The following is a 19,958-nucleotide window of genomic DNA, read 5'->3' as shown; positions in this document are numbered from 1 at the left end:
CCAAAAAGTGATATCAAGCGCTGCGACGCAGCATACCTTGTTTTTTCAGCCATACCAGCAGAATGGAGATGGCGGCAGGTGTTACGCCGGAAATACGCGATGCCTGACCGATCGATACCGGTTTGTGATCGTTCAGTTTGGCAATGACCTCATTCGACAAGCCGGAGACCTGACGATAATCCAGCGTTGCAGGCAACAGGGTGTTCTCATTACGCTGTTGTCTCTCGATCTCTTCCTGCTGACGGGCGATATATCCTTCGTATTTCACCTGAATTTCAACCTGTTCTGCGGCCTGAGCATCATCAAGCGCAGGTGCAAACGCAGATAAAGAGGTCAACTGAGCATAGGTCATATCCGGGCGACGCAGCAGATCTTCACCGCTCGCTTCACGTGACAGAGGTGTCGCCAGGTGAGCATTCACTTCTGCAGCGGACTCCGCTAACGGATTCACCCAGGTTGATTTGAGACGCTGGCGTTCTTGTTCAATACGCTCCAGCTTCTCGTTGAAGCGAGCCCAACGCTCATCGTCCACCAGTCCCAGCTCACGGCCAATTTCGGTCAGACGCAGGTCGGCGTTATCTTCGCGCAGCATCAAACGGTATTCCGCGCGTGAGGTGAACATGCGGTACGGTTCTTTGGTGCCCAGCGTACACAGATCGTCCACCAGCACACCAAGATAAGCCTGATCGCGGCGCGGCGCCCAGCCGTCTTTGTCAGCAGACAAGCGTGCGGCGTTCAGACCAGCCAGCATCCCTTGCGCGGCAGCTTCTTCATAACCGGTCGTACCGTTGATCTGACCAGCAAAGAACAGACCCTGGATGAATTTGCTTTCCAGAGTAGGTTTCAGGTCGCGCGGATCGAAGAAATCATACTCAATCGCGTAGCCAGGACGGACGATTCTGGCATTTTCCATCCCCTGCATGGAACGGACAATTTGCATCTGCACATCGAACGGCAGGCTGGTGGAGATGCCGTTCGGGTAAATTTCGTTAGACGTCAGTCCTTCCGGTTCGAGGAAGATCTGATGTTTGTTACGATCGGCAAAGCGCATCACTTTGTCTTCGATCGACGGGCAATAGCGTGGGCCGATACCTTCGATCACGCCTGCGTACATCGGGCTACGATCGAGGTTATTACGGATCACATCATGGGTTTTTTCATTGGTATGCGTGATGTAACACGGCATCTGGCGCGGATGTTGAGATGCATCGCCCAGGAATGAGAAGACCGGCATCGGGTTATCGCTGTTTTGCTGGCCGAGCACGCTGAAATCAATCGTGCGCGCATCGATTCGCGGCGGTGTACCTGTTTTCAGGCGACTGACGCGCAGCGGCAGTTCACGCAGACGACGTGACAGCGGAATAGACGGCGGATCGCCAGCGCGGCCACCGCTGTAGTTGTCCAGACCAATATGAATTTTGCCGTCGAGGAAAGTCCCCACGGTTAACACGACCGCTTTGGCACGGAACTTCAGTCCCATTTGGGTTACCGCGCCCACGACACGATCGTTTTCAACAATCAGATCTTCAACCGCCTGTTGGAAGATCATCAGGTTGGGTTGATTCTCCAGTGCGGTACGTACCGCCTGGCGATAGAGCACACGATCGGCCTGAGCGCGAGTAGCACGAACGGCAGGCCCTTTGCTGGCGTTTAGTATCCTAAACTGGATACCCGCATGGTCGATCGCTTTTGCCATCAACCCACCAAGCGCATCCACTTCTTTTACCAGGTGTCCCTTCCCAATACCGCCGATCGCCGGGTTGCAGCTCATCTGCCCCAGAGTGTCGATATTGTGTGTCAAAAGCAGAGTCTGTTGACCCATTCGCGCCGCGGCCATTGCGGCCTCGGTGCCTGCATGACCCCCGCCAATGATGATGACGTCAAAAGGATCCTGATAAAACATGGTGATTGCCTCGCATAACGCGGTGTGAAAATGGATTGAAGCCCGGGCCGTGGATTCTACTCAACTTTAGTCGATGGAGAAAGACCTGGGATCCTGGGTATTAAAAAGAAGATCTTTTTATTTAGAGATCTGTTTTATTGTGATCTCTTATTAGGATCGCACCTTTCTGTGGATAAGGGCGATCCTTTAAGTAAGATCAACAGGTTGCTGAGGATCATTAGCTGTGAATGATCGGTGATCCTGGTCCGTATAAGCTGGGATCAGAATGAAGGGTTATACACAACTCAAAAACTGAACAACAGTTGTTCTTGGGATAACTACCGGTTAATCCAAGCTTTTAACCAGAGTTATCCACATAAAAAAGTACGATATTTACAAATCTCTGAGCAACGGATGCCACGATCCCAGCCAAATTTCAGCCGGATCTTCCGGAATTTCATGCTCCAGTACGTTGATCCTGAGCGTTTCGCCGATCTGTTTTGCCCCACAGGCCTTCAATTCGGCTTCCAGCTTGTCGATTGCGCCGCAAAAGGTGTCATATTCACGACTGCCGATCCCGATTGCACCAAAGTGCACTTGTGACAGGTTCGGTTTCTGCTCGCGTAAGGCATCATATAAAGGCTGCAGGTTGTCAGGAATGTCTCCTGCTCCGTGTGTGGAGCTGATAATCAGCCAGATCCCGTCAGTCGGAACCTCTTCAAGCATTGGCCCATGCAGTATTTCGCTGGAAAAACCGGCGTCGTCCAGCTTTTCAGCCAGATGCTCTGCTACATATTCCGCACTGCCAAGCGTACTACCGCTGATAAGAGTGATGTCTACCATGATCGCCCACCTTTATAAAGAGGGCGTATTGTACGCTGTGTGCGAGCTGGGATCTACCTGTGGAAAAATAGGGGATTAAAAAACCCGATCACGGCTTGATGGTACGCATAATCGGGTTCTGCAAGACGATCAGGGTTTCAGTGGACTGAATTTCGTCAATTGTTTGGATCTTGTTGATAAGTACCTGCTGCAACGCGTCGATCGATTTGCACATTACTTTAATAAAGATGCTGTAGTGCCCGGTGGTGTAATACGCTTCGGTCACTTCATCGAGGCTTTCCAGTCTTGCAAGTGCTGACGGATAGTCTTTCGCACTTTTCAGAATGATGCCGATAAAGCAGCCGACGTCGTAACCCAATTGTTTGGGACTAACATCAATCCGCGCGCCGGTAATGATCCCGGCCTGCTTCATCTTTTCTACGCGAACGTGAATTGTTCCTGGGCTGACGCCGAACTGTTTGGCTAATTCTGCGTAGGCTGTACGGGCATTTTCCATCAGGGCATCAAGAATGCCGCGGTCCAGATTGTCGATCTGATAATTTTCCATAGGTTTTTCTTATGTAGATTAATGATTCCCTCTATTTTAGACGTTAATTTTAACGAATCAAAATCGAAGTCGGCTTTTTGTTTGTTGATTATTGAATATTACCTCCATTCTGTTGCTTAATCATAGGCAACAGGACACAGGAGTACACATAATGAAAACCGCTTACATTGCCAAACAACGTCAAATTAGCTTCGTAAAATCTCATTTTTCTCGCCAGCTGGAAGAGCGTTTAGGTCTGATCGAAGTTCAGGCTCCGATCCTCAGCCGCGTTGGAGATGGTACGCAGGATAACTTGTCGGGCTGTGAAAAAGCGGTGCAGGTGAAGGTTAAAGCATTGCCAGACGCTCAATTCGAAGTGGTTCATTCACTGGCGAAGTGGAAGCGTCAAACGTTAGGACAACACGACTTTAGCGCAGGCGAGGGGCTGTACACGCATATGAAAGCCCTGCGTCCCGATGAAGATCGCCTCTCCCCGCTGCACTCAGTGTACGTTGACCAGTGGGACTGGGAGCGCGTGATGGGCGACGGTGAGCGTCAATTCTCAACTCTGAAAAGCACGGTAGAGGCTATCTGGGCGGGAATTAAGGCCACCGAAGCTGCGGTTAGCAAAGAGTTTGGTCTGGCACCGTTCCTGCCAGAGCAGATCCACTTTGTTCATAGCCAGGAGCTGTTATCTCGTTATCCGGATCTTGACGCAAAAGGTCGTGAACGTGCGATCGCTAAAGAGCTGGGCGCGGTATTCCTGGTGGGGATCGGCGGTAAACTCAGTGACGGTCACCGTCATGATGTACGCGCGCCGGATTATGATGACTGGAGTTCAGCGTCTGAGCTGGGTCATGCCGGTCTGAACGGTGATATTCTGGTCTGGAACCCGGTTCTGGAAGATGCGTTTGAGCTGTCTTCTATGGGGATCCGTGTGGATGCTGACGCTCTGAAACACCAGCTGTCTTTGACCGGTGATGAAGATCGCCTGAGTCTGGAATGGCACCAGGCGCTGCTGCGTGGTGAAATGCCGCAGACGATTGGTGGGGGGATTGGGCAGTCGCGTCTGACCATGCTGTTGCTGCAATTACCGCACATTGGCCAGGTTCAGTGTGGCGTATGGCCGGCCCAGGTACGTGAAAGCGTCGCTTCTCTGCTGTAACAATCAACGCCGCCAGCGTCTGAGCAGGCGGCTTCGCATCCCGGTATCAAAGCGCCAGATATGATCGAAAATGCGCATGATGCCGGGTTTGCCATGTGCTGACATCGCTACCGCATGAAAACGGTGCTGGTGCACCCGCTGTAATTCCCCCACTTTGCTGACGACTTCATCGGGTAATCGCTGAGCGATAAAATCTGAGATAACCACCGCATCGGCATCAAACCATTCCCGACCCTGCATGCGTTCAATAATGGCGCGAAAACAGCTGGCAATATCAGTACCGCCACGAAAGCGCTGACTTAAAAAGCGGATAGCCTGTTCGATGCCCTCCGGACCGGAAAGCTCATAGCGCACCACTTCTGTTGAAAACAGCATAATGAAACAGCGCCGGTTATCGGCAAGGGCGACGCGCATTAGCGCCAGGCAAAAGGCTTTCGCACACTGCTCATTAAACCCGCCCATCGATCCTGATGTATCAACGCAGACAATAAAAGGTCCGCGCGGTTGCTCGTCAAAATCCTGATGAACCACCGGACGTTCTGTTACCTTCTCACGCCATGCTTCGCCGTGCAGGCGGTAGGTCAGCAGTTGCTTTTCCACCAACCGTCGGTAGAACTCGTATTCCAGTTCGGTTATGCCCAACGTGGCCAGTTCTGGCGGTAGCAGGCGCAGGATATCGTCACTTTGCTGGATACCATCCACCTGCTCCGGGACGGTTGCCGGTTCGCGCACCAGGGTACGGAAGGTTTCCATTGGCGCATCTTTACGCGGCACGGATTTCGCCTCTCTGGAACGACCTAACTGCTCGGCCAGACGCTGGAGTTCGGGTTGTTGCGTCAGAAATTCGCCGTATTTCACCATCAACTGATAATCACCGCGCTTGATTTGGCCCGCGCTCATATCCCACAACCGGCCTGCAGCGTTGTCATTTTCCGCCAGAACGGGTTCCAGTTGTCCGCTAAGGGTCATCCGTTCCTGTACTTCACTGAGCAAATGCTCGCGCTCTTCTTCCAGCAGTTGCTGATTCAGCGTTGTGGTTTGCACCACCAGGCTCAGGCGCCAGCGCTGGAGAAAAAGCGTATGTAGGGCGGGCGTAAAGGTGCTGTTGTCATTGACCAGTTGCTGCGCTTGCCCAGCCCAGGGCGAATGGAGTCGGTGCAATAGCGATAATATTTGCGGTAGTTGAACGATAAACTGCGCATGAGAGAGGAGCTGGCTTTGTTGATAACAAATGACCTCTTCTGCCAACTCCGGCGGCACATGGGTATCTTTGAGGCGGCTACGCAAAGATTCGCGCCAGCGGGGAATATCGTCAGTGATCGCTTTTTTAAGGCGAGGAAATTTTTTAAAAAATACCACCATCTTTGGGGAAGCCAACAGGGCGACGATCATCTCTTCGATCATCGCCTCTTCGCTGACTGCCAGCATTATGTTGAGTGTATCAAGGGTCAGCATTGTTGCGCCTGGCGGATTTGCGCCCCGACATCCTGCAGGCTGGCCTCAATGCGGCCTAACCAGTCGCTATGAATAAACAGGCATTTTTGCTGTTCGCTGAATGCGCTGTGCTGCTGATGCCACTCGTTATCGAGCGCTTCAAGCTCCTGCTTTATCTCTGCGGGCATACTCTCTTGCGAAGCCCCCGGCAGCGCCAGGCGAGAACCCTGTAAACTGACATCGCGCACAACCAGATGCTGTGCACTATCGACTTCCATATTCAGCGTTTGGGCAAAGCCGATCCCGTTTAATTTTCCGCGGATTTCACCGCCTTTTGTTAGCCACAGTTCCAGCGCACTGCGTTCGAAAGCAATATGGATAACTTCCATATCATGCAGCTTTAATGGCTTTTGTAGCAGTAATGTCACGACTGAGGACGTAGCTTCCGGTGGTAAATCATAATGAGGACGACGACTGAACATGCCACCCTGACGGATTACCGTGAACGCCGTTTTGTCGCTTTGTTGCTGCTGGAGTTGAATGCGGCGCTGCACAATACTGCCCAGGCGCGTCAGCATGGCTTGCTGCTGCCAGGCGTGTCCGGTCATCAATATTTCAAGCTGCTGTTGCATCAGATTCAGGCTTTGCGCGTCGTACCACAGACAATCTTTCAGCAGGATCAGGTCGATAGGTACTACCGCATCACGTCCGCTAAAGAAAGCGCTGGCCTGGAGTAAGCGGATCGCTTTTTTCCAGCGACGATCGGACACGTAGGGGGCATTCGGTAGCGTGTCCAACTGCTGGCGTAGGGTGAAAATAAGCTCAAACACGCGATCGGGAAGCTTGATGGCGCCAATGTCTTTTTGCCACTGGTGATACTCTTCATCCGTCACCTGCAATGATGCCGGGACCGGGTTGTCGCTTTCATCCTGCTGACTTAGCAGCATGGAGCGGAAATTGGCCTTGTCCTGAACTTTATCCAGCCACAGACGAATCAGCATACGGTCGTACAGCGCTTCCAGGCTGCTGTCGGCTTCAGGCAGTTCGTTGGATGCGGCCACCAGCAGACGCATCGGAATTTTTTCTTCATACGCGCCGTTGCGAAAGTGACGTTCGTTAATGGCGGTCAGCAGGGTGTTAAGAATTGCCGGGCCTGCTTTCCAGATTTCATCGAGAAAAACGATTTCAGCTTCAGGAAGATAGCCCGCCGTTAAGCGTTCATAGCGACCTTCGTCTTTAAGGGCCTGAATGGACAGCGGGCCGAAAACTTCTTCCGGCGTAGAGAAGCGCGTCATCAGGTATTCAAAAGCGCGTGCATTTTGGAAGGCAAACTTCAGTCGGCGGGCAATTAAGCTCTTTGCGATCCCCGGGGGCCCTAATAAGAAAACGCTCTCGCCGCTGAGTGCTGCCAGCAGACACAGACGAATGGCGTGGCTACGTTCAAAAAGTCCCTTTTCCAGCGCATTGCTCAGACGGGAAATTCTTTCCGCTAATAAATGTGGGTGAGCCATAATGAAGTGGCGTCCTTTCGCCAAATGTACTGCATAAACTGCGAGTATAGATGCTTCACACCATTGCAGTAATAGACTGAAGGTGCGCTTATTTTTCTTTGAGCCAGATTAATCTGGTCTCATTTAGGGGTACGATTTTGTGATTAATCGTGCATACTGTGCGCCTTTTTGTGGGCCAAGGGACGACGCACACATTTCTTATATATACACCAAATCAATCAAGCTGCACCAAGGCGGCAATGGAGTTTTCTCCTGGGATGGGGGGAATAACGAATGCAGCCCACACGGAGTGGCTTGAAAGATGATGTGTATAAACGAAAGACGAGTCTATGAGCACTGATAATAAACAATCATTGTCTGCGATTACCCTTGCAGCCATTGGGGTTGTCTACGGTGATATTGGTACCAGCCCACTTTATACGCTTCGTGAATGTTTGTCCGGCCAGTTTGGTTTTGGCGTTGAACGTGATGCCGTATTTGGTTTTCTCTCGCTGATTTTCTGGCTGCTGATCTTTGTTGTCTCCATTAAATACCTGACGTTTGTCATGCGCGCAGATAACGCCGGAGAAGGCGGGATCCTGACGCTGATGTCATTGGCCGGGCGCAATACCTCGGCGCGAACAACCTCCATGCTGGTCATTATGGGATTGATAGGCGGCAGCTTCTTCTATGGTGAAGTGGTGATTACGCCAGCCATTTCGGTGATGTCTGCGATTGAAGGTCTGGAGATTATTGCCCCGCAACTGGATACCTGGATTGTTCCGCTCTCGATAATCGTACTGACCCTGCTGTTTTTGATTCAAAAACACGGTACCGGCATGGTCGGTAAGCTGTTTGCGCCGATTATGCTGCTGTGGTTCCTGACGCTGGCGGTTTTAGGCGTACGCAGTATTATTGGCAATCCGGAAGTACTGCAGGCGCTAAATCCGTATTGGGCGGTGCATTTCTTCCTCGAATTCAAAACGTTGTCTTTTATTGCGCTGGGTGCGGTGGTGTTGTCGATTACCGGTGTTGAAGCGCTGTATGCGGATATGGGCCACTTCGGTAAGTTGCCGATTCGCCTGGCATGGTTCTCTGTGGTGTTGCCTTCACTGGTACTGAACTATTTTGGTCAGGGGGCGCTACTGTTAAAGCATCCTGAAGCGATCAAAAACCCGTTCTTCCTGTTGGCACCAGACTGGGCGTTGATCCCGCTACTGATCCTCGCTGCGCTGGCGACGGTAATCGCTTCGCAGGCGGTTATCTCCGGTGTGTTCTCGCTGACGCGTCAGGCCGTGCGTTTGGGATATTTATCGCCAATGCGCATTATCCATACCTCGGAAATGGAGTCGGGCCAGATCTACATTCCTTTCGTTAACTGGATGCTCTATTTTGCGGTGGTTATTGTGATTGTGAGTTTTGAACACTCCAGTAATCTGGCCGCGGCGTACGGGATTGCGGTAACGGGGACGATGGTGCTGACCTCTATTTTGTCGACCACCGTGGCGCGCAAAAACTGGCACTGGAATAAATACTTCGTCTTCCTGATCCTGGTGGCATTCTTGTGCGTCGATGTTCCGCTGTTCTCCGCGAACCTCGATAAACTGATTTCCGGCGGTTGGCTGCCTCTGACGCTGGGTCTGGTGATGTTCACCATCATGACCACCTGGAAAAGTGAACGCTTCCGTCTGCTGCGTCGTATGCATGAGCACGGTAACTCTCTGGAGGCGATGATTGCTTCTCTGGAGAAATCGCCACCGGTACGCGTGCCGGGAACGGCTGTATATATGTCCCGCGCACTGAACGTCATCCCGTTTGCGCTTCTGCATAACCTCAAACATAACAAGGTGCTGCATGAGCGCGTTATTCTGCTGACGCTGCGCACGGAAGATGCGCCCTATGTTCACAACGTGCGTAGGGTGCAGATTGAGCAGTTATCGCCCACCTTCTGGCGCGTGGTTGCCAGCTACGGTTGGCGCGAAACGCCGAACGTGGAGGAAGTGTTCCATCGCTGCGGTCTGGAAGGCTTAAGCTGCCGGATGATGGAAACCTCCTTCTTCATGTCGCACGAGTCGCTGATTGTCGGCAAACGACCATGGTACTTGCGTCTGCGCGGTAAGCTGTATCTGCTGTTACAGCGCAATGCGCTGCGTGCGCCGGACCAGTTTGAAATCCCACCGAACCGGGTTATTGAGCTCGGTACTCAGGTCGAGATTTAATCTCATCAACGCCCTCTTTCATCGTGAAAGGGGGCGTTTTGTTTTGCCCCTCCCAGTTTTCATTTCATCTAATGATAATCCTTGCGAAACGTTTCGATGGCGATCACATTTTCGTAACGTCGCGGTGGTTTTCTGTCCACTCTTCGCACTACACTTATCTCCAGCGAAACGTTTCGCTAGTGGGGAAAGAAAATGAAGAAAGGCACGGTACTCAACTCTGAAATTTCATCGGTGATCTCCCGTCTGGGGCATACCGATACGCTGGTGGTGTGTGATGCAGGTTTACCCATCCCGAACAGCACAACGCGTATCGATATGGCATTAACCCAGGGCGTACCTTCTTTTATGCAGGTACTGGATGTGGTCACACGTGAAATGCAGGTCGAGGCAGCCATTCTCGCGTCGGAAATTAAACAACATAATCCGCAACTCCACGAAACGTTGCTCAGCCACATTGAGCAACTGCAACAACACCAGGGAAACACCATAGAAATTCGTTACACCACGCATGAACAATTCAAAAAACAAACCGCAGACAGTCAGGCGGTAATTCGCAGCGGAGAGTGTTCTCCGTATGCGAATATCATTCTCTGTGCTGGCGTCACGTTCTGAGGCCATCATGAACGCATTACTGCAACTCAAAGGGATCGATAAAGCGTTCCCGGGCGTAAAAGCGCTATCCGGCGCCGCGCTGAATGTCTACCCAGGCCGCGTAATGGCGCTGGTGGGCGAAAACGGCGCGGGTAAATCCACCATGATGAAGGTGCTGACCGGAATCTACACCCGTGATGCCGGTTCCTTATTGTGGCTGGGGAAAGAGACCACCTTTAACGGCCCGAAATCCTCCCAGGAAGCCGGAATCGGTATCATCCACCAGGAGCTGAACCTGATCCCGCAACTCACTATCGCTGAAAACATTTTTCTCGGTCGTGAGTTTGTGAATCGCTTTGGCAAAATTGACTGGAAGAAGATGTACGCCGAAGCCGATCTGCTGCTCGCCAAACTCAATCTGCGCTTTAAAAGCGACAGGCTGGTCGGTGAGCTGTCGATTGGCGATCAGCAGATGGTCGAAATTGCTAAAGTGCTGAGCTTTGAATCGAAGGTCATCATTATGGATGAACCGACGGATGCCCTCACCGACACCGAAACCGAATCCCTGTTCCGCGTCATTCGCGAACTGAAATCCCAGGGACGCGGCATTGTCTATATTTCTCACCGCATGAAAGAGATCTTCGAGATTTGCGACGACGTAACCGTCTTCCGCGATGGGCAGTTTATTGCCGAGCGTGAAGTCGCATCGCTTACCGAAGACTCGCTGATTGAAATGATGGTGGGACGTAAGCTGGAAGATCAGTACCCGCGCCTGGAAAAAGCGCCGGGTGATATTCGCCTGAAGGTCGATAATCTGTGCGGTCCTGGCGTAAACGATGTGTCATTCACGCTGCGTAAAGGCGAGATCCTTGGCGTATCGGGGCTGATGGGGGCCGGACGTACCGAGCTGATGAAAGTGTTGTACGGCGCATTGCCACGCACCAGCGGCTACGTCACGCTTGATGGCCATGAAGTGGTTACCCGTTCGCCGCAGGATGGACTGGCTAACGGCATCGTCTATATTTCTGAAGACCGTAAACGCGATGGTTTAGTGCTCGGCATGTCGGTGAAAGAGAATATGTCACTGACCGCGCTGCGTTATTTCAGCCGTGCAGGCGGAAGCCTTAAACATAAAGATGAGCAGCAGGCGGTGGGTGATTTTATTCGCCTGTTCAATGTTAAAACGCCATCGATGGAACAGGCTATCGGCCTTCTTTCCGGCGGTAACCAGCAGAAAGTGGCGATTGCGCGCGGTCTGATGACCCGGCCAAAAGTGCTGATCCTTGATGAACCAACGCGCGGCGTTGACGTTGGGGCGAAAAAAGAAATCTATCAGCTTATCAACCAGTTTAAGGCTGATGGGCTGAGTATCATTCTGGTCTCTTCTGAGATGCCAGAAGTATTGGGCATGAGCGATCGAATTATCGTTATGCATGAAGGGCATCTCGGCGGTGAGTTCACTCGCGAGCAGGCCACTCAGGAAGTATTAATGGCTGCCGCTGTGGGCAAGCTTAATCGCGTGAATCAGGAGTAAAAAAGATGACTACCCAGGCTGTTTCTGGTCGCCGTTATTTCACTAAAGCATGGCTTCTGGAGCAAAAGTCGCTCATCGCTCTGTTAGTGCTGATCGCGATTGTTTCCACCATGAGCCCTAACTTTTTTACCGTTAATAACCTGTTCAACATTCTTCAGCAAACGTCGGTGAACGCCATCATGGCGGTTGGCATGACGCTGGTTATCCTGACGTCGGGTATCGATCTGTCCGTCGGTTCCTTGCTGGCGCTGACCGGTGCGGTTGCGGCTTCGATTGTAGGGATTGAAGTCAATGCGCTGGTGGCTGTTGCTGCGGCCCTGGCGCTCGGCGCTGCCATTGGCGCGGTAACCGGGGTGATTGTCGCGAAAGGTCGCGTGCAGGCGTTTATCGCGACTCTGGTTATGATGCTGCTGCTGCGCGGTGTGACCATGGTCTACACCAACGGCAGTCCGGTAAACACCGGGTTTACTGACAATGCCGATCTGTTTGGCTGGTTCGGGATTGGTCGTCCGTTAGGCGTCCCTACGCCGGTGTGGATCATGGGGATTGTCTTCCTCGCGGCGTGGTACATGCTGCACCACACGCGTCTGGGGCGTTATATCTATGCGCTGGGCGGTAACGAAGCGGCAACGCGTCTGTCCGGTATCAGCGTCAGTAAAATCAAAATTATCGTTTACTCACTGTGCGGTCTGCTGGCATCGCTGGCGGGCATCATTGAAGTAGCACGCCTCTCCTCTGCGCAACCGACGGCAGGTACTGGCTATGAGTTAGATGCTATCGCTGCGGTGGTATTAGGCGGTACTAGCCTGGCGGGTGGTAAAGGACGAATTGTTGGGACGCTGATCGGCGCATTGATTCTTGGTTTCCTCAATAATGGGTTGAATTTGTTAGGTGTATCCTCCTATTACCAGATGATCGTCAAAGCGGTGGTGATTTTGCTGGCGGTACTGGTAGACAACAAAAAGCAGTAACAACGATTACAGGACATCTTAAATATGAACATGAAAAAACTGGCTACCCTGGTTTCTGCTGTTGCGCTGAGCGCCACCGTGAGCGCGAATGCGATGGCTAAAGATACTATTGCGCTGGTGGTCTCCACCCTCAATAACCCGTTCTTTGTTTCTCTGAAGGATGGGGCGCAAAAAGAGGCGGATAAGCTGGGTTATAACCTGGTGATTCTGGACTCGCAGAACAACCCGGCGAAAGAGCTGGCTAACGTTCAGGACTTAACGGTTCGTGGAACTAAAATTCTGCTGATCAACCCAACCGACTCTGATGCCGTTGGTAATGCTGTGAAGATGGCTAACCAGGCAAAAATTCCGGTTATTACCCTTGACCGTGTTGCCTCCAAAGGCGAAGTGGTAAGCCACATTGCGTCTGATAACGTGTTGGGCGGCAAAATTGCGGGTGATTACATCGCGAAGAAAGCAGGTGAAGGCGCGAAAGTTATCGAACTGCAGGGGATTGCCGGAACTTCAGCGGCGCGTGAGCGTGGCGAAGGTTTCCAGCAGGCCGTTGCGGCACACAAATTTAACGTACTGGCCAGCCAGCCGGCAGACTTCGACCGCACTAAAGGTTTGAACGTCATGCAGAACCTGCTGACCGCGCATCCTGATGTGCAGGCCGTATTTGCTCAGAACGATGAAATGGCGCTGGGTGCGCTGCGCGCACTGCAAACCGCGGGTAAATCTGATGTGATGGTGGTTGGATTTGACGGCACTCCAGATGGCGAAAAAGCAGTAAATGATGGCAAACTGGCTGCGACCATTGCTCAGTTGCCGGATCAGATCGGCGCGAAAGGCGTTGAGACTGCGGATAAAGTCCTGAAAGGCGAGAAGGTTCAGGCTAAATATCCGGTTGACCTGAAGCTGGTCATCAAGCAGTAATACCGATTCAGGTCGCTCGCGGCCTGATGGAGACATAAATACGCCATCCCCGTATCTGGTTTTGGGGATGAAAGCGTAAAAAGAAAAGCAGGGCACGCGCCACCCTAACCCGGTGGCGCACTTTGACTTGGAACACCAAATATGAAAACCGCAGGCAACCTCGTTGTTCTTGGCAGTATCAATGCCGATCACATCCTTAACCTTAACTCTTTCCCGACACCTGGTGAAACCGTAACCGGTAGTCATTATCAGGTCGCATTTGGCGGTAAAGGCGCGAATCAGGCTGTTGCTGCGGGTCGTAGTGGCGCGAATATCGCATTCATTGCCTGTACGGGCGATGATGATATTGGCGAAAGTGTGCGTAAACAGTTAGCCAAAGACAACATTGATATTGCGCCGATTAGCGTAATTTCGGGGGAATCGACCGGTGTTGCGTTGATTTTTGTGAATGGTGAAGGTGAGAACGTTATCGGCATTCATGCTGGAGCTAACGCAGCTCTTTCGCCAGCGCTGGTGGAAGCACAGCATGAGCGTATCGCGCAGGCGTCTGCTTTACTGATGCAGTTAGAGTCGCCGATCGAAAGCGTTCTGGCTGCGGCAAAGATTGCACATCAAAATAAGACCATGGTCGCCCTAAACCCGGCTCCGGCACGTGAACTTTCTGACGAGCTGTTGGCGCTGGTAGATATTATTACCCCGAATGAAACCGAGGCTGAAAAGCTGACGGGGATCCGGGTTGAAAATGATGAAGACGCGGCCAAAGCGGCGCAGGCATTGCATGCTAAAGGAATCCATACTGTACTGATTACCTTAGGGAGTCGCGGTGTGTGGGCCAGCGTGAATGGCGAAGGTCAGCGAGTACCCGGTTTTAAAGTGGAAGCCGTTGATACTATTGCCGCCGGAGACACCTTTAATGGCGCGTTAATTACAGCGTTACTGGAAGAGACTCCACTGCCTGAAGCGATCCGTTTTGCGCATGCCGCTGCGGCGATTGCGGTTACCCGTAAAGGCGCACAGCCTTCCGTTCCGTGGCGCGAAGAAATAGAAGCGTTTTTAAGTCAACAGAGGTAACGCTTGGCTACAATGAAGGACGTCGCCCGCCTGGCGGGTGTTTCCACGTCGACGGTTTCTCACGTCATTAATAAAGATCGCTTTGTCAGTGAGTCTGTCACTGACAAAGTAGAAGCTGCGATTAAAGCGCTTAACTACGCTCCCTCCGCGCTGGCGCGTAGCCTCAAGTTAAACCAGACCCGCACAATTGGCATGTTAATCACTGCCAGTACCAATCCCTTCTATTCTGAGCTGGTGCGCGGCGTTGAACGTAGCTGTTTTGAGCGCGGCTACAGCCTGGTGCTGTGCAATACCGAAGGCGATGAACAGCGCATGAACCGTAATCTGGAAACGCTAATGCAAAAACGTGTGGATGGCTTGCTGCTGCTCTGTACGGAAACACATCAGCCTTCCAGAGAGATAATGCAGCGTTATCCTTCTATACCGACCGTGATGATGGACTGGTCGCCCTTTGATGGTGAAAGCGATCTGATTCAGGATAACTCCCTGCTGGGCGGGGATTTAGCCACGCAACATCTTATCGAAAAAGGTTTTACGCGCATTGCCTGCATCACCGGGCCGCTGGATAAAACCCCGGCGCGTTTGCGTCTGGAAGGATATCGGGCGGCAATGAAGCGGGCGGGCTTGCCTGTCCCGGAAGGCTACGAGATTACCGGTGACTTTGAGTTTGGTGGCGGCTTTGAAGCTATGCAAACGTTGCTGTCGCATAAACAGCGACCGCAGGCCGTTTTTACCGGCAATGATGCAATGGCGGTTGGCGCGTATCAGGCTCTGTACCAGTCGGGATTGCGCATTCCGCAGGATATGGCGGTGGTGGGTTATGATGATATCGAGCTGGCGCGCTATATGACGCCTCCGCTGACGACCATACATCAACCAAAAGATGAATTGGGCGAACTGGCCATCGATGTATTAATCCATCGGATGGCCCAGCCCGCATTACAACAACAGCGTTTGCAGCTTACTCCTGTTTTGATGGAGCGGGGGTCGGTTTAGGTTTGTGCCGATCTTTGATCAGGTTACGTCCATCTTTGGCTTTTAGCAGCATGAACATCAGCGCGGATATTACCGTGATAGCGCCCATCGTCATAAAGGTGTAATGGAACTGCTCTACCGTATTGGTTCCTTCCATACCTTCATAGATACGCAGAACGGCGGCGCTGATGGCAACCCCTAAACTGATTGATAACTGCTGAGTAACGGCCAATACGCTGTTGCCGCTGCTGGCGTTTTCATCAGTCAGATCCGCCAGAGTGATAGTATTCATTGAGGTAAACTGGGTGGACATCGCCATACCTAAAATGAACAGCGGCAGGATCAGCATCCAGACCGGCATGGCAGGAGATTGCAAAGCGAACTGCGCAATCATCAGGCCGATAAAAACCGTAACACCCACCAATGTGGTCCTGTAGCCGAGTTTGCGCAGAACCTGCGTCACCATGGATTTTGCCAGAATTGAACCCAACGCCGTTGGCGCCATCATACAACCGGCTATCAGAGCCGGATATCCAAAGCCTACCTGCAACATCAGCGGCATTAAGAAGGGCACGCAGCCTGTGCCCAGGCGAGTGGCGAGGTTGCCGGCGATCCCAACAGAAAAGGTTCGAGTCTTAAATATCGGAAGAGATATAAGTGGCGTTGGGTGACGACGAGCATGGCGAATATAGGCGAGTAGTAACAACACACTGGCAAGAATAATACCGAGTGCGACCCAGGTAGCGACAAGCTTCTCACCGAACAATTCAACGCCGCTAGAAAACAACACCAGGCTCAAACCAAACAGAAAGAAACCGGTCATATCAAAACCGCGGCGTGGGGTGGTGAAGTTCGGCATATATTTGCGAGCGTAGAAGATACCGGCAATGCCAATTGGAATATTAATCAGGAAGATCCAGTGCCAACTGGCCCATGTAACCAGTACACCGCCCAATACCGGACCTAAAATAGGCCCCACAAGTCCAGGCATGGTGACGAAGTTAAGCACGGGAAGCAGTTCACTGCGAGGGTAGGCACGCAATAACGCCAGACGGGCAACGGGCATCATCATGGCGCCACCGATCCCCTGAATGACACGGAAAATCACCAGCTCGCTTAGGGAGCTGGACAGCGCACAGGCCAGCGATCCCAACGTAAACAGGCTAACAGCAATCATAAAGACGCGTCGGGTACCAAATCGGTCTGCCAACCAACCACTTACCGGGATCAGCATCGCGACCGTCAGGGTATAGCTGATAATGGCCGACTGCATGGCGAGCGGAGAGCGGTTAAGACTATGTGCTATTGCGGGTAGGGCGGTATTGAGGATAGTGGCGTCTAGTGCCTGCATAAAAAAGGCCATGGCTGCTATCCACGGTAGCCCGGCCATACTACGTGATTTCTTTTCTGACATATTATTTATCCGGTAGCACGTTCGGTGCTATCAGCAATGCCTGACAAGCAGCAAAGGCGCGATCGCCATCGTTATCATCTATTGCATCGACAATGGCCTGGTGCAAATCCAGTTTCACCACATCGTTATAGGTAATAGAGGTAAAGTAGGTCTGGTAAACCGAATGGAACAGAGATGCAAAGGAAATAAGGAACGGATTCGCACTCATTTCATAGATGTGTTCATGCCAGGCGATATCAACCTCAATCCAGCGTTCGCGTCTGAAGTTTCTTTTTAGCTCGACCATCTCTTCCATCAGCGTGTTGAGGTGCGCTTTCTGTTCAGCCGTACCAATGGTCGCCGCCAGTAAACACGCCTGAGGCTCCAGGCTGATACGCATCACCAGAAAATGTTTAATGACCTGCGGGAAATTATCTTCCGTCATCCACCAGGTGAGCAGCTCCTGGTCGAGGAAGTTCCAGTTTGCTTGCGGCATGACGCGTGTGCCGATACGTGGGCGTGGTAATACCATACCTTTTGCCGTTAACGTTTTTACCGCCTCTCTTACCGCGGTGCGACTCACACCAAACTGATCGCCCAGCTCTATTTCGCCAGGCAATATAGCGCCCGGCGCGTATTCACCTTTTAATATTCGCTGAGCCAGCTTTTCGGCCAGAACGTAGGACAAGTTTTTCTGTGCGGCTAGCTGTTGGGCATTTAACGGCATGAATGTTCTTCCTTACTCTTTTTCTTATTCATTAGTATGCCACCTGGAAGTGTGATTGCGGCTGCAAAAACGGCAATTTGCTTATTTTATGGCATGTTAATGGTTGTTTTGGTGAAAAAACACGCACTCAGAAAGTTATTTTAAATTTCCCCTTGTCAGCCTGAAATAACTCCCTATAATGCGCCTCCACTGACACGGAACAACGGATTACAAGCCGCCGGGTCAGCGGGGTTCCACTGAGAACTCCGGCGAAGAAAGCGAAATTAAATGCTTGACTTCGCAGCGGGATGGCGTAATATGCACACCCCGCGCCGCTGAGAAAAAGCGAAGCGGCACTGCTCTTTAACAATTTATCAGACAATCTGTGTGGGCACTCGAAGATACGGATTCTTAACGTCGCAAGACGAAAAATGAATACCAAGTCTCTGAGTGAACATACGTAATTCATTACGAAGTTTAATTCACGAGCATCAAACTTAAATTGAAGAGTTTGATCATGGCTCAGATTGAACGCTGGCGGCAGGCCTAACACATGCAAGTCGAACGGTAGCACAGAGGAGCTTGCTCCTTGGGTGACGAGTGGCGGACGGGTGAGTAATGTCTGGGAAACTGCCCGATGGAGGGGGATAACTACTGGAAACGGTAGCTAATACCGCATAACGTCGCAAGACCAAAGAGGGGGACCTTCGGGCCTCTTGCCATCGGATGTGCCCAGATGGGATTAGCTAGTAGGTGGGGTAACGGCTCACCTAGGCGACGATCCCTAGCTGGTCTGAGAGGATGACCAGCCACACTGGAACTGAGACACGGTCCAGACTCCTACGGGAGGCAGCAGTGGGGAATATTGCACAATGGGCGCAAGCCTGATGCAGCCATGCCGCGTGTATGAAGAAGGCCTTCGGGTTGTAAAGTACTTTCAGCGAGGAGGAAGGCGTTGTGGTTAATAACCGCAACGATTGACGTTACTCGCAGAAGAAGCACCGGCTAACTCCGTGCCAGCAGCCGCGGTAATACGGAGGGTGCAAGCGTTAATCGGAATTACTGGGCGTAAAGCGCACGCAGGCGGTCTGTCAAGTCGGATGTGAAATCCCCGGGCTCAACCTGGGAACTGCATCCGAAACTGGCAGGCTAGAGTCTTGTAGAGGGGGGTAGAATTCCAGGTGTAGCGGTGAAATGCGTAGAGATCTGGAGGAATACCGGTGGCGAAGGCGGCCCCCTGGACAAAGACTGACGCTCAGGTGCGAAAGCGTGGGGAGCAAACAGGATTAGATACCCTGGTAGTCCACGCCGTAAACGATGTCGACTTGGAGGTTGTGCCCTTGAGGCGTGGCTTCCGGAGCTAACGCGTTAAGTCGACCGCCTGGGGAGTACGGCCGCAAGGTTAAAACTCAAATGAATTGACGGGGGCCCGCACAAGCGGTGGAGCATGTGGTTTAATTCGATGCAACGCGAAGAACCTTACCTACTCTTGACATCCAGAGAACTTAGCAGAGATGCTTTGGTGCCTTCGGGAACTCTGAGACAGGTGCTGCATGGCTGTCGTCAGCTCGTGTTGTGAAATGTTGGGTTAAGTCCCGCAACGAGCGCAACCCTTATCCTTTGTTGCCAGCGATTCGGTCGGGAACTCAAAGGAGACTGCCAGTGATAAACTGGAGGAAGGTGGGGATGACGTCAAGTCATCATGGCCCTTACGAGTAGGGCTACACACGTGCTACAATGGCATATACAAAGAGAAGCGACCTCGCGAGAGCAAGCGGACCTCATAAAGTATGTCGTAGTCCGGATTGGAGTCTGCAACTCGACTCCATGAAGTCGGAATCGCTAGTAATCGTGGATCAGAATGCCACGGTGAATACGTTCCCGGGCCTTGTACACACCGCCCGTCACACCATGGGAGTGGGTTGCAAAAGAAGTAGGTAGCTTAACCTTCGGGAGGGCGCTTACCACTTTGTGATTCATGACTGGGGTGAAGTCGTAACAAGGTAACCGTAGGGGAACCTGCGGTTGGATCACCTCCTTACCTTAAAGAACCTGCCTTTGTAGTGCTCACACAGATTGTCTGATGAAAAGTAAATAGCAAGGCGTCTTGCGATTGAGACTTCAGTGTCCCCTTCGTCTAGAGGCCCAGGACACCGCCCTTTCACGGCGGTAACAGGGGTTCGAATCCCCTAGGGGACGCCACTTGCTGGTATGTGTGAGTGAAAGTCGCCGACCTTAATATC

Annotated in this window: 15 protein-coding genes, 1 tRNA gene and 1 rRNA gene; 10 read left to right on the top strand and 7 right to left on the bottom strand. The window is 52.1% G+C overall.

Annotated features, from left to right (window positions below; all coding sequences use genetic code 11):
• Positions 1-13: 13 nt before the first annotated feature.
• From mnmG to asnC, 3 genes are all read right to left on the bottom strand, one after another.
• Positions 14-1,903 (bottom strand): tRNA uridine-5-carboxymethylaminomethyl(34) synthesis enzyme MnmG, encoded by a 1,890-nt coding sequence (mnmG, locus tag GUC46_RS23755; RefSeq protein ID WP_130715325.1) that lies wholly within the window; start codon positions 1,901-1,903, stop codon positions 14-16.
• Between the two features lie 372 nt (positions 1,904-2,275).
• Positions 2,276-2,725, bottom strand: coding sequence for an FMN-binding protein MioC (gene mioC, locus GUC46_RS23750; RefSeq protein ID WP_130715326.1), 450 nt, complete (start codon positions 2,723-2,725; stop codon positions 2,276-2,278).
• An 88-nt stretch (positions 2,726-2,813) separates the two neighbouring features.
• Complete coding sequence (asnC, locus tag GUC46_RS23745; protein WP_003023780.1) at positions 2,814-3,272, bottom strand: transcriptional regulator AsnC; 459 nt, start codon at positions 3,270-3,272, stop codon at positions 2,814-2,816.
• A 151-nt stretch (positions 3,273-3,423) separates the two neighbouring features.
• Here asnC and asnA point away from each other — a divergent pair, with 151 nt between their 5' ends.
• A complete protein-coding gene (asnA, locus tag GUC46_RS23740; protein WP_003827009.1) occupies positions 3,424-4,416 on the top strand; it encodes an aspartate--ammonia ligase in 993 nt (330 codons plus the stop codon).
• Positions 4,417-4,419: 3 nt separating this feature from the next.
• Here asnA and viaA read toward each other — a convergent pair whose 3' ends face one another.
• Both viaA and ravA read right to left on the bottom strand, forming a co-directional pair.
• Positions 4,420-5,871 (bottom strand): ATPase RavA stimulator ViaA, encoded by a 1,452-nt coding sequence (gene viaA / locus GUC46_RS23735; protein WP_003023773.1) that lies wholly within the window; start codon positions 5,869-5,871, stop codon positions 4,420-4,422.
• On the bottom strand, positions 5,865-7,361 hold the full coding sequence (ravA, locus tag GUC46_RS23730; RefSeq protein WP_044700493.1) for an ATPase RavA: 1,497 nt from the start codon (positions 7,359-7,361) through the stop codon (positions 5,865-5,867). Before ravA ends, viaA begins: the two co-directional genes overlap by 7 nt.
• Before the next feature lie 329 nt (positions 7,362-7,690).
• Between ravA and kup the strand changes: the two genes are divergently transcribed.
• The 7 genes from kup to rbsR all read left to right on the top strand — a co-directional run bounded on the left by kup (position 7,691) and on the right by rbsR (position 15,637).
• Entirely contained in the window at positions 7,691-9,559 is a 1,869-nt protein-coding gene (gene kup / locus GUC46_RS23725) for a low affinity potassium transporter Kup (protein WP_003023768.1), read from the top strand.
• Between the two features lie 192 nt (positions 9,560-9,751).
• Positions 9,752-10,171 (top strand): D-ribose pyranase, encoded by a 420-nt coding sequence (gene rbsD / locus GUC46_RS23720; protein WP_003023766.1) that lies wholly within the window; start codon positions 9,752-9,754, stop codon positions 10,169-10,171.
• A gap of 7 nt (positions 10,172-10,178) precedes the next feature.
• Complete coding sequence (gene rbsA / locus GUC46_RS23715; RefSeq protein WP_003023764.1) at positions 10,179-11,684, top strand: ribose ABC transporter ATP-binding protein RbsA; 1,506 nt, start codon at positions 10,179-10,181, stop codon at positions 11,682-11,684.
• Positions 11,685-11,689: 5 nt separating this feature from the next.
• Complete coding sequence (gene rbsC / locus GUC46_RS23710) at positions 11,690-12,655, top strand: ribose ABC transporter permease (RefSeq protein WP_003023762.1); 966 nt, start codon at positions 11,690-11,692, stop codon at positions 12,653-12,655.
• 24 nt (positions 12,656-12,679) lie between these two features.
• Positions 12,680-13,570: a ribose ABC transporter substrate-binding protein RbsB gene (rbsB, locus tag GUC46_RS23705; RefSeq protein WP_003023760.1), complete on the top strand. Its 891-nt coding sequence runs from the start codon at positions 12,680-12,682 to the stop codon at positions 13,568-13,570.
• A gap of 141 nt (positions 13,571-13,711) precedes the next feature.
• The gene (rbsK, locus tag GUC46_RS23700; protein WP_003023758.1) at positions 13,712-14,641 is read left to right on the top strand and encodes a ribokinase; all 930 of its coding nucleotides are present in this window, start codon (positions 13,712-13,714) and stop codon (positions 14,639-14,641) included.
• Between the two features lie 3 nt (positions 14,642-14,644).
• Positions 14,645-15,637 (top strand): ribose operon transcriptional repressor RbsR, encoded by a 993-nt coding sequence (gene rbsR / locus GUC46_RS23695; protein WP_003023757.1) that lies wholly within the window; start codon positions 14,645-14,647, stop codon positions 15,635-15,637.
• Here the strand turns inward: rbsR and mdtD are convergent.
• Entirely contained in the window at positions 15,603-17,030 is a 1,428-nt protein-coding gene (mdtD, locus tag GUC46_RS23690) for a multidrug transporter subunit MdtD (protein ID WP_003840564.1), read from the bottom strand. The genes rbsR and mdtD overlap by 35 nt on opposite strands.
• Before the next feature lies 1 nt (position 17,031).
• Entirely contained in the window at positions 17,032-17,736 is a 705-nt protein-coding gene (locus tag GUC46_RS23685) for a FadR/GntR family transcriptional regulator (RefSeq protein ID WP_003023753.1), read from the bottom strand.
• Between the two features lie 478 nt (positions 17,737-18,214).
• On the opposite strand from GUC46_RS23685, the gene GUC46_RS23680 reads away from it, so the two are divergent.
• Both GUC46_RS23680 and GUC46_RS23675 read left to right on the top strand, forming a co-directional pair.
• Positions 18,215-19,756 (top strand): 16S ribosomal RNA (locus tag GUC46_RS23680).
• A gap of 85 nt (positions 19,757-19,841) precedes the next feature.
• Positions 19,842-19,917 (top strand) — tRNA-Glu (locus GUC46_RS23675).
• The last annotated feature ends 41 nt before the right edge of the window (positions 19,918-19,958 follow it).

The organism is Citrobacter sp. LUTT5 (genome assembly GCF_009905315.1).
In the GTDB taxonomy this organism is placed as follows: domain Bacteria; phylum Pseudomonadota; class Gammaproteobacteria; order Enterobacterales; family Enterobacteriaceae; genus Citrobacter; species Citrobacter freundii.
This window is presented reverse-complemented; position numbering and strand designations above follow the sequence as displayed.